The 10,652-nt window shown below is 46.4% G+C and carries 10 protein-coding genes; 3 read left to right on the plus strand and 7 right to left on the minus strand.

The window, feature by feature from the left end; translation table 11 throughout:
- The 7 genes from paaG to paaA form a co-directional block, all read right to left on the minus strand.
- The gene (gene paaG, locus NI468_RS08900; RefSeq protein ID WP_004279188.1) at positions 1 to 792 is read right to left on the minus strand and encodes a 2-(1,2-epoxy-1,2-dihydrophenyl)acetyl-CoA isomerase PaaG; all 792 of its coding nucleotides are present in this window, start codon (positions 790 to 792) and stop codon (positions 1 to 3) included.
- Positions 792 to 1,562, minus strand: coding sequence for an enoyl-CoA hydratase-related protein (locus NI468_RS08905; protein ID WP_004279187.1), 771 nt, complete (start codon positions 1,560 to 1,562; stop codon positions 792 to 794). The genes paaG and NI468_RS08905 overlap by 1 nt, the downstream gene beginning before the upstream one ends.
- A 42-nt stretch (positions 1,563 to 1,604) precedes the next feature.
- On the minus strand, positions 1,605 to 2,663 hold the full coding sequence (gene paaE, locus NI468_RS08910) for a 1,2-phenylacetyl-CoA epoxidase subunit PaaE (protein ID WP_004730685.1): 1,059 nt from the start codon (positions 2,661 to 2,663) through the stop codon (positions 1,605 to 1,607).
- 75 nt (positions 2,664 to 2,738) lie between these two features.
- Positions 2,739 to 3,239 (minus strand): 1,2-phenylacetyl-CoA epoxidase subunit PaaD, encoded by a 501-nt coding sequence (paaD, locus tag NI468_RS08915; RefSeq protein ID WP_004730687.1) that lies wholly within the window; start codon positions 3,237 to 3,239, stop codon positions 2,739 to 2,741.
- 28 nt (positions 3,240 to 3,267) lie between these two features.
- Positions 3,268 to 4,023 carry a 1,2-phenylacetyl-CoA epoxidase subunit PaaC gene (gene paaC, locus NI468_RS08920; RefSeq protein WP_004730690.1) on the minus strand — a complete coding sequence of 252 codons (756 nt, stop codon included), beginning with the start codon at positions 4,021 to 4,023 and terminating at the stop codon, positions 3,268 to 3,270.
- A gap of 17 nt (positions 4,024 to 4,040) precedes the next feature.
- Positions 4,041 to 4,331, minus strand: a complete 291-nt coding sequence (gene paaB / locus NI468_RS08925; RefSeq protein WP_004279183.1) for a 1,2-phenylacetyl-CoA epoxidase subunit PaaB — start codon at positions 4,329 to 4,331, stop codon at positions 4,041 to 4,043.
- A 33-nt stretch (positions 4,332 to 4,364) separates the two neighbouring features.
- The gene (gene paaA, locus NI468_RS08930; protein ID WP_004646055.1) at positions 4,365 to 5,309 is read right to left on the minus strand and encodes a 1,2-phenylacetyl-CoA epoxidase subunit PaaA; all 945 of its coding nucleotides are present in this window, start codon (positions 5,307 to 5,309) and stop codon (positions 4,365 to 4,367) included.
- A 262-nt stretch (positions 5,310 to 5,571) separates the two neighbouring features.
- Between paaA and paaZ the strand changes: the two genes are divergently transcribed.
- From paaZ to NI468_RS08945, 3 genes are all read left to right on the plus strand, one after another.
- Entirely contained in the window at positions 5,572 to 7,683 is a 2,112-nt protein-coding gene (gene paaZ / locus NI468_RS08935; protein WP_004730692.1) for a phenylacetic acid degradation bifunctional protein PaaZ, read from the plus strand.
- Positions 7,684 to 7,874: 191 nt separating this feature from the next.
- The gene (locus NI468_RS08940) at positions 7,875 to 9,314 is read left to right on the plus strand and encodes a spinster family MFS transporter (protein ID WP_216986571.1); all 1,440 of its coding nucleotides are present in this window, start codon (positions 7,875 to 7,877) and stop codon (positions 9,312 to 9,314) included.
- A gap of 185 nt (positions 9,315 to 9,499) precedes the next feature.
- Positions 9,500 to 10,435: a tRNA dihydrouridine synthase gene (locus NI468_RS08945; protein ID WP_004730696.1), complete on the plus strand. Its 936-nt coding sequence runs from the start codon at positions 9,500 to 9,502 to the stop codon at positions 10,433 to 10,435.
- The last annotated feature ends 217 nt before the right edge of the window (positions 10,436 to 10,652 follow it).

Genomic DNA, 10,652 nt, shown 5'->3' on the forward strand with positions numbered 1-10,652 from the left:
TTAGCATCCTTTATATTCAGGGGTACGCTTCTGCATAAAGGCTTGTACACCTTCCTTATAATCGCTTGAACGTCCAGCCAGACGTTGCAGGTCACGTTCCAGAATGAGCTGCTCATCCAAATTGTTTTCTGCTGCGGCATGAATGGCTTTTTTGATCAGGGACAGACCATAGGTCGGTTGCTGAGCCAGATGCTCCGCCAATTTTTTCGCTTCTGCTTGCAGTTGCTCATCTTCAACCACCTGCCAGATCATGCCCAGTTGTACTGCACGCTCAGCCGGAATTTTATCGCCGAGCATCGCTAGGCCCATCGCCTGAGCACGGCCGACCAGACGCGGTAGGAACCAGGTACCGCCTGAATCTGGCACCAAACCAAGACGGCAAAAGGCCTGAATAAAGGAAGCCGATTTTGCTGCCACCACAATGTCACACGCCAGGGCAATATTGGCACCTGCCCCTGCTGCTACTCCATTCACGGCACAAATCACCGGTTTTGGCATTTCAGTAATCAGCTTGATCAAAGGGTTGTAATATTTTTCAATCGACAGGCCTAAGTCCGGTGCATCGGCATTCGGATCGACCACACGGTCATTCAGATCCTGACCGGCACAGAAACCGCGGCCTTCGGCTGAAATCACCACGGCACGAATCTGGCTATCTTTAGCCCAGGCCTTGATGACCTTGGAAACTTCCTGATGCATGGTTTCATTAAAGCTGTTGAGCTGTTTTGGACGGTTAAAGGTCAGGTAGCCCACTGCATTTTTTTCTTCGACAATAATTGTTTGATAATCCATTACACACCTCTAAATTCTGGTTTTCTTTTTTCTAAAAATGCATTGATGCCTTCCTGGCGATCTTGGGTCGCCGCCAGCCAGACAAAATGTTGACGTTCAAGTTTCAGTCCCTGACTTAAAGTCACTTCATGAATCGACTTTAAAGATTGCTTGATGGCACGAATGGCCAGCGGTGCCTGCTTGGCAATTTTTTCTGCCAGTTCCAGTGCGTATTGCACGGTCAATCCTGCCGGACAAACCTGGCTGCTAATGCCATGTTGCAAGGCTGTTTGTGCCGAAATCATTTCACCAGTCATGGCCCAGCGCATCGTTAATTGCTGACCGACCAGACGGGCCAGACGCTGGGTTCCACCGGCACCCGGCAACATATCTAAACCGATTTCAGGCAAGGCAAACTGGGCATTTTCTCCGGTCAGCACCATGTCACCATGCAAAGCCAACTCGAAACCTGCACCAAAAGCATAACCATTTACGGCCATGATTAAAGGCTTGGAAAATTCATCAATTTTTTTCCAGAGCAGTGGGCGTTGGTCTTGCTGGATGCTGACCACATCTAACTGCGCCAGCTCATTTAAATCAGCACCGGCAGCAAAGCATTGCATATTTCCGGTGATGACCACGGCTTTCACAGCAGCATCTGTTTCCAAGTCCTGTAGACAGGCTGCAATGTTTTGCAAGGTGGCATTGTTTAAGGCATTGCGCTTTTCCGGGCGATTCAGCTCGATCAGTACCACACCTGGCTTGGTTGAGCTGGTTTTAATGTAGGTCATCCTTGAACTCCTGCTATGCTCGCGGTGCTGTAAATTCAGCTGTTATTCATCAAAACTGAGTCGGACATTGGCCGTGGTTGGACGTGCCTGACAACTGAGCACATAGCCTTTCTGAATTTCATCTTCTTCCAGACTGTAATTCACCGCCATTTCAACCTGTCCCTCTAACACCTTACATTTACAGGTGGCACAAACACCGCCCTTACAGGCATATGGCAGGTCGGCTCCGGCACGTAGCGCAGCATCTAAAATACTGTCATCCTGTTTGGAGACTTCAACAATCAGCTCGCGACCATCCAGAACAATATTGACGCGTTCTTCGCTACGGCTTTCCATCTGCTGGGCGGTTGCTTTCGGTGCAGTACCGGTATTGAAGCGTTCAGTGTGAATCTTACTGCGCTGAATGCCCCAAGTCGGTAATACCGTTTCGACTGCTGTCATCATTTCTTCAGGACCGCAAGCGAAACAGTGATCTGCTTCGGCTGAAATCAGATTGGCCTGAAACAGCTGCTGCAATTTGTCTGCATCGATCCGACCATTAAAGATCTCGCTGTCATTCAGTTCACGTGAAAAAATATTCACCAGTTGCAGACGTTCCTTAAAACGGTCTTTCAGGTCCATGATCTGTTCAGAAAACATAGTCTGTTTCCAGGAACGGTTGCCATATACCAGAGTGAATGTTGCGTCCGCTTGACGGTTCAGCACTGACTTTACAATCGATAAGATCGGCGTAATACCACTGCCTGCTGCAAATCCTAGATAATTCTGGCCACCAGCCTTGGCGGCTTTCTGAAAGAACACCCCTTGCGGTGGCATGACTTCTAGTACATCGCCCGCTTTGAGATGCGCATTGGCCCAGGTTGAAAACTGACCTTGATCAATTTTTTTAATCGCAATACTCATGTCTTCCTGAGTATCACTGCAGATCGAGTAGCAGCGGCGCAGCTCGCCGTCATCGGTTAAATGACGAATGGTCAGGTGCTGCCCCGGCTGATATTGGAAAGCATCCAACTGCTCAGGCGCGAGATCAAAGGCAATGCAGATCGCCTGCTCGGTTTGTGGCTGAATCGATTTAATGGTTAATGGTATAAATTGGCTCATGGCAAAATCCTTCTTTTAGGTGGCGGTGTTCAGGCTTGTTATTGGTTTACCCTGCCCACCGCGCAATCGTTACAATCAAATACATTTGAAATAGTCAAAAGTTTCTAAGCAGTCCCGACATTGATATAAAGCTTTACAGGCGGTCGAACCGAATTCACTTAATAATTTGCTGTTATGACTTAAGCACTGTGGACAGGTGATGCCATCGGTCAATGCCACATGCGTACCACAACTATGTGACTGGCCTTGCGGCGGGGCAATACCATATTGCTGTAATTTGTGTTTGCCCGATTCACTCATCCAGTCCGTGGTCCAGGCTTGAGAAAGGTCCACAATGACTTTGACTGGCGTCAAACCATTGGCTTCAAAAGCCTGGGTAATTTCTGCTTTTAATAAATCCGTGGCCGGACAGCCGCTATAGGTCGGCGTGAGTCGCACCACAATTTCATCCTGCTGATTCAGCTCGACGCCACGAATCATACCCAGATCAATCACTGACAATACCGGAATCTCTGGATCAGAAACCTGCTGTAAAACGTCCCAACATTGATCTTCTACGTGTCGAATCAGATTCATGCGACTCACTCCCTGTGATTGTGCCGAATTACCAGTTCATGTTTGGATATGAGCGCTGCATGTATTGCAGTTCAGCCAAAACAAAACCGAGATGTTCTGTATGTAAACCCTGTTTAGCCCCACTGCGATAAGCACCCAGCTCTGGCAGGCTTAATTCAAATCGCGCCAGCTCGGCTGTAATGGTCTCCAGCCACTGGACTTTTAAATGTTCAATCTCTGGAATGACACCGCTATCGACTAGTTGTTTTTCAGCTGCCGTCAGAACAAAAAGTTCTTCGGTAAAACGCCATAACTGGTTTAAACCTTGCTGGGTTTTTTCATGCGCTTCTGCGGTACCTAAACTTAAGCGTTCCATCCAGGTGGTGGAAAAACGCTGATGATATTTCACCTCTTTGAGTGACTTCACTGCAAAGGCAGCCAACTCAGCATGCTGACTTTGACTTAAGGTGCTAAACAATAAAGCGTGGTAGTGATCCATCAACCACTGGCGCACCAGAGTCTGGGCAAAATCACCATTCGGCTGTTCACACAGCAGCAAATTACGGTATTCACGTTCGGTACGGAAATAAGCCAGTTTGTCTTCATCACGACCCTGTCCTTCCACTTCACCCGCCAGACTGAGGGCAGTACGTGCCTGACCCAATAAATCCAGTCCAATATTGGCTAAGGCAATATCCAGCTCCAGTTCAGGTGCATGACCGCACCACTCTGCCAAACGATGGGACAGGATCAGTTGACTGTCACCCACATGTAAAAGAAATTCTGCCAATACTTGATTTGTCATACTCTTCACCTTTCCCTTTACATGTGCTCGATGCCAGCTGGAATGTTATAAAAGGTTGGATGGCGATAAACCTTGTCCAAAGCGGGTTCAAAAAATTCTGCTTTTTCATCTGGCTGGGAAGAGGTAATCAATTCAGATTTCACCACCCAGATACTGATCCCTTCATTGCGGCGGGTATATACATCGCGGGCATTTTGTAGTGCGACTTCCTCATCTGGTGCACGCAGGCTGCCGACATGACGGTGACTCAGACCCTGTTTACTACGCACAAATACTTCATAAAGTGACCAGTTATTTTTGTTATTCATGAGCAAATTTCCTTATATTGATCAAACTATTTTTTAAGCAACTTTTTGTGCTGCTGACTGTTGCTGCTGTTTCTGCGCATAGACTGCTGCTGAATCACGTACCCACTTGCCGCCTTCCCAAGCTTTGCGGCGTGCTTCAATACGCTCATGGTTACACGGTCCCTTGCCTGCAAGAATCGCAAAGAACTCATCCCAATTGATTTCACCAAATTCGTAATGTCCGGTGGCTTCATTGAATTTGAGGTCTGGATCTGGAACGGTTAAACCCAGCTGCAACACTTGCGATACGGTGTTATCGACAAATTTCTGACGTAGCTCATCATTGCTGAATAATTTAATTTTCCACTGCATACTTTGTGCACTGTTCGGTGAATTATCATCACTTGGACCAAACATCATCAGTGCCGGCCACCAGAAACGGTTCACTGCGTCCTGTGCCATCTGCTTTTGTTCTGGCGTTCCATTGGCCAATTCCATCATGGCTTCAAAGCCCTGACGTTGATGGAAACTTTCTTCCTTACAGACGCGTACCATGGCACGGGCATAAGGACCATAAGACGTACGGCACAGCGCAACCTGATTGACAATCGCTGCACCATCTACCAGCCAGCCAATCGCGGCAACATCGGCCCAGCTCAAAGTGGGATAGTTAAAAATGGATGAATATTTCATGCGACCGGCAATCAGTTTATCCATCATGTCGTCACGATCCGCACCCAGGGTTTCAGCAGCACTGTACAGATACAGGGCATGACCGGCTTCATCCTGGACTTTCGCCATCAGCACGGCTTTACGCTTCAAGGTCGGTGCACGGGTAATCCAGTTGCCTTCTGGCAACATACCCACAACTTCAGAGTGGGCGTGCTGACCGATCTGACGAATCAAGGTTTTACGATAAGCATCCGGCATCCAGTCCTTCGGCTCTATGGAAATATCCTTTTCAATCTTTTGATCGAAGATTTGTTGTTGGTTATTCATTGTTCCCTCACTTATCCCAAGTGTTGATACACTCAAATTAAAACGATACGTAATTAAAATCAATATCTATTTATTAGTATCATTTAATTTTTATCTCTAATTTTTAATAAATATTTGTTTTATATAATTTAATATTTTTTATTTTATTGTTACTCATTTTTAAACACAGATTTATGATTGACATTTTCACTTTTTCAACACAAATTATGAAACATCAAAATTAAAATACATCTCAAAACGTATCATAAATGGAGTTTTTACAATGTTAGAGTTAGACAGCAGCTCAAGCACAACGGATTATCAAGATACTGAATCAACCCATAATCCTATTGCCATCAAAAGCTTATCTTCACTGGTGTACGGCCAGGAATACACAGCGCAAGCCGATTTACGTACGGTTTATCATGCCATTAGCGGTGAAGCGGTTTATCAGGTCGGCAGTCAGGGCATCGATACCCAAGCCGTGGTGAAGTATGCCAAACAAAAAGGCGCGACTATTGCCACATGGACCTTCCATCAACGTGCCAATGCCCTGAAGCAAGTGGCTCAGTATTTGATGGAACGTAAAGAAGACTTTTATGAACTTGCCAAGGCAACCGGCTGTACCCGTAAAGATGCCTGGATTGATATTGAAGGCGGAATTGGCACCTTATATGCCTATTCGAGTTTGGTGCGTCGTGAACTGAGTGATGAAACAGCGCTGGTCGAAGATGCCTGGATTCCTCTTTCTAAGCAAGGCAGTTTTGGCGCGAAGCATATTCTGACGCCTAAAGCCGGTGTCGCCGTGCATATCAATGCCTTTAACTTTCCAATCTGGGGCATGCTGGAAAAAATCGCACCGACACTGCTGGCAGGCGTACCCTGTATTGTCAAACCGGCGACCGAAGGTGCCGAGCTGACCCATGCTGTGGTCAAAGCCATTCATGAAAGTGGTTTCTTGCCAGAAGGCTCGCTACAGCTCATTTGCGGACAGATCTATGATTTATTCGATCATTTAAATCCTCAAGATACGGTCACTTTTACCGGTTCTGCTTCAATAGGGCAAAAACTGCGTTCGCATCCACACTTAAATGCCTACTCGATTCCATTCACCATGGAAGCAGACTCGGTCAACAGTGCAATTTTGACGGCGCAAGCCAATGATGAAACGATTGATTTATTTGTCCGTGAAGTTTTCCGTGAAATGACCACCAAAGCCGGACAGAAATGTACCGCCATTCGTCGTGCTTTTGTGCCGGCCGAGCTATTGGATACAGTACAAGACCGTCTGATTGCAAAACTAAAAAAAGTGGTCGTGGGCGATCCGGCTCAGGAAGGCGTGACGATGGGTGCTTTGGCCAGCGTCAAACAGAAACATGATGTCGCGGCAAAAGTTGAACAGCTGAGCCAGGATGCAGAGATTGTATTCGGTAGCCACTTGCGCCAAGACTTTAAACTGCAAGTACAAAATACTGAGAAGTCTGCATGCTATCCACCGACAGTCTTGCTATGCAAAGCACCAGCTCAGGCAGAAAATATTCATAAGATTGAAGCCTTTGGGCCTGTAGTGACTTTAATGCCGTATAGCGACCTCGCTCAGCTGGCTGACCTGGTGGCACGTGGCGAAGGTAGCCTGGTGGCATCCATCGTACGCAATACCGATGAAAATATTGAACAACTGCTCAGCAAAATTGCGCCATGGCATGGTCGTGTCCATATTCTGGATGCTGAAAGTGCCAAAGAAAGTACCGGACATGGCTCTCCATTACCTTTACTGGTTCATGGTGGACCGGGACGTGCCGGTGGCGGTGAAGAACTCGGCGGCTTGCGTGCAGTCAAACATTATATGCAACGTACTGCGATTCAAGGCTCGCCAAATGCCATGACTCAGGTCGGCCATAGCTGGACGGCTGGAGCTCAAGTCTTTGAAGACCGCGTGCATCCTTTTAAAAAATCATTTGATGAATTGCGTATCGGCGAGCGTTTGCTGACTGCACGACGTAGCGTGACCGAAGCGGATCTGGTGAATTTCGGCTGCCTGAGCGGTGATCACTTCTATGCACATATGGACAAGATCGCTGCAGCAGAATCGCTGTTTGGTGAACGTGTGGCACATGGCTATTTCGTGGTGTCTGCCGCAGCCGGTTTATTCGTTGATGCCGCCCAGGGCCCAGTCATTGCCAACTATGGCATGGACAACTTGCGCTTTGTGGAACCTGTGAAAATTGGTGATACCCTTCAAGTGGAACTGACCTGTAAGCAGAAAACCCCGAAAGCGCTGCGCGATCCGGCACAAAAACCACATGGTGTGGTGGTCTGGGATATTAAAGTCAAAAATCAGCGCAATGAACTGGTCGCAACTTATGATATTTTGACCCTGGTTGAACGTGGCTAAAAATTCAAACTCAAAAAAAAGGAATCATTATGATTCCTTTTTTTTATTATAAAAATTTATTTGTATCCTTTTATGGAAATTGATTGACGCAAATAAAATTAAACTCTAGATTAGATTATACGATACATAATAAAAATAATATCAATATTATAAGTATCAAAATATCTCAAACGATCAACATAGGATGTTGCATGATGAATGATAAATCGCTGGACATAGAAATGGTTGAAAGGACGCTTCAACCCGAAAATCAAAGTTTTGAGCCTACCTCTGTAGAAACAGGATCGCCTGTTTCTGAACAGACTCAGCCGCCCAAAGAAAGTAGTACCTATCAATGGTATGTGGTGGTGATCTGTATGCTGGCTTACATTTTGTCATTTGTAGACCGTCAAATTTTATCGTTAATGATTGAGCCGATTAAAGCCGATTTAATGCTGAGTGATACCCAGTTCAGCTTATTGCAAGGACTCGCGTTCTCGTTATTTTATGCGATTATGGGTCTTCCTATTGCCGCGCTAGCTGATCGAAAGTCCCGGATTAAAATCATTGCAACCGGGATTGCGTTTTGGAGTCTTGCCACAGCGGCTTGTGGTCTCAGTAAAAACTTTATTCAAATGTTTATTGCACGTTTGAGTGTGGGTGCCGGTGAAGCTGCGCTTTCCCCTGCCTTTTATTCAATCGTTGCCGACTTATTTCCGAAAGATAAATTAGGCCGTGCACTCGGGGTATATGCGATTGGTGCCTTTATTGGTTCGGGTTTAGCTTTCCTGATTGGCGGCTATGTGATTGGCTTGCTAAAAGATGTCAGCTTCGTGGCTTTACCGCTTATTGGTGAAGTGAAAACCTGGCAACTCACCTTTATGATTGTGGGTCTACCGGGCGTATTGCTGGCACTGCTCATGGTACTGACGGTGCGTGAACCTGCACGTAAGGGCATGAAAGTCGGTCAGGATGGTCAGGTCATTAAAGCCTCTTTTAAAAACTCGATCGGTTTTATCAAGACACATAAAAAGACCTTCTTCTGTCATTTTATTGGTTTTTCTTTTTATACCATGATGTTGTATTCGCTGCTGGGCTGGGCACCTGCCTATTACATGCGTAATTTCGGTCTGGATGCGAGTCAAACCGGTTATATCCTCGGTACGATTATTCTAGTCGCGAATACTTCGGGTGCCTTGTTCTGTGGCTGGCTGATCGACTTCTTCTCGAAACGTGGCTATAGCGATGCTGCAATTCGTACCGGTGCGATTGGCTGTGCAGCGCTGATTATTCCGAGTGTGCTGTTCACTCAGGTCGATAATATGCAGCTTTCATTTGCGCTGATTTTTGTGGCGATGTTCTTCTCCACTTTCCCGATTCCTGCATCGGCTGCTGCTACGCAAATGCTGACACCAAACCAGCTACGCGCACAGGTATCTGCCAAGTTCCTGCTGGTTTCAAACCTGATTGCCTTAGGCATCGGAACCACCGCTGTGGCATTAATCACGGATAAATATTTCCAGAATACCTTAATGGTTGGTAACTCGATCTCGATCGTCAATGCGATTGCCGGATTGATTGGTTGCTTCCTGTTGTACAAGGGCTGTCAGTATTATCGTGAGAGTATGAAAGTCGAGAAACTGGCTGATTAAAATGGCTGGATATCGCTAAATCATCCTAAGCTTCACTTTTAAAGGCCTTTAATCCACATTAAAGGCCTTTTTATATCAGCCCAAAAAGTTCAATTTTCAGGTACTCATCATTCAATTCCGATCCAGCCTAGACAGGCTGCCTAAAAAAACGTATAACACCGTTTTAAATTTACAGGTGTGCACCGTTGAAACTTGTGCTTGCTCCCATGGAAGGCTTAACCGATCCGATTATGCGTGATGTGCTGACATCCGTAGGTAGCTTTGACTGGTGTGTGACCGAGTTTATCCGTGTCACCGATTCCCTTCTGCCCGATCATATTTATCATACTTACTGCCCGGAACTGTTGAATGATGGCAAGACGGCGGCAGGTATACCGGTACATGTCCAATTCTTAGGAAATAATCCGGAGATGCTAGCAGCGAATGCCGCCAAAGTGGCAGCCATGGGCGCACCGGCAATTGACATGAATTTTGGCTGTCCGGCCAAAACCGTGAACCGTCATCGTGGTGGTTCAGTCCTGCTAGATGAACCCGAAGTGGTGCATGAGCTGGTTAAAGCCGTGCGTGATGCCGTTCCTGCACATATTCCGGTTTCCGCCAAAATGCGTCTGGGTTATATGGACCGTAATTTTATGCTGGAAAATGCGCATGCCATTGAAGATGCCGGGGCAGCCTGGGTCACCGTTCATGCACGTACCAAAGCCGATGGCTACACTCCGCCAGCATTCTGGGACCAGTTACAACCGATTCGTGAAGCACTCAAGATCAATGTGATCGCCAATGGTGAAATCTGGAACAATACCGATGCCAAACAGTGTCGACTAGAATCTGGCTGCGAAGACCTGATGATTGGCCGTGGTGCGGTGACCACACCCGACCTGACTCAATGTATCCGTCAAAATTCGGATGCACCTTTGCTGAACTGGAATGAACTGCTGCAACTGCAAATTCGTTTTATCAACGGTCCAGCCAAAACTGAGATCGGGATGGTCGGTCGTTACAAGCAATGGCTCGGCATGATGTCGAAACATTATCCTGAAGCCAAAGCATTATGGGACGAAGTAAAACGGATTAAAGTTCTGGCTGAGATTACCGAAAAACTGAAAGCTTCAAATATTTAACACTAAAAAGCCTTTGAATCATTCAAAGGCTTTTTATGGGCTCGTAAAAGCTTATGACTGCTTAGGCTGTTTTGAATACCACTTCGAAATAAATCCAATCACAAAGTATGAATAGATTAATTTCTACTAGGGTGTGTCCTCATTTGGCTTTGCACCAAATAAATATACAGGCTATACGAATCATAGATTTATAATTGCGTGCCAGTTTATCAAATCG

The sequence above is a fragment of the Acinetobacter lwoffii genome, from assembly GCF_024129355.1.
GTDB lineage: Bacteria > Pseudomonadota > Gammaproteobacteria > Pseudomonadales > Moraxellaceae > Acinetobacter > Acinetobacter lwoffii_I.

Bases quoted from the DNA above. Each gene is read 5' to 3' on its own strand.
- paaD (WP_004730687.1), bottom strand. From the start codon at position 3,239: ATGAATCTGATTCGACACGTAGAAGATCAATGTTGGGACGTTTTACAG.
- paaE (WP_004730685.1), bottom strand. From the start codon at position 2,663: ATGAGCCAATTTATACCATTAACCATTAAATCGATTCAGCCACAAACC.
- paaB (WP_004279183.1), bottom strand. From the start codon at position 4,331: ATGAATAACAAAAATAACTGGTCACTTTATGAAGTATTTGTGCGTAGT.
- paaA (WP_004646055.1), bottom strand. From the start codon at position 5,309: ATGAATAACCAACAACAAATCTTCGATCAAAAGATTGAAAAGGATATT.
- paaC (WP_004730690.1), bottom strand. From the start codon at position 4,023: ATGACAAATCAAGTATTGGCAGAATTTCTTTTACATGTGGGTGACAGT.
- NI468_RS08940 (WP_216986571.1), top strand. From the start codon at position 7,875: ATGATGAATGATAAATCGCTGGACATAGAAATGGTTGAAAGGACGCTT.
- paaZ (WP_004730692.1), top strand. From the start codon at position 5,572: ATGTTAGAGTTAGACAGCAGCTCAAGCACAACGGATTATCAAGATACT.
- paaG (WP_004279188.1), bottom strand. From the start codon at position 792: ATGGATTATCAAACAATTATTGTCGAAGAAAAAAATGCAGTGGGCTAC.
- NI468_RS08905 (WP_004279187.1), bottom strand. From the start codon at position 1,562: ATGACCTACATTAAAACCAGCTCAACCAAGCCAGGTGTGGTACTGATC.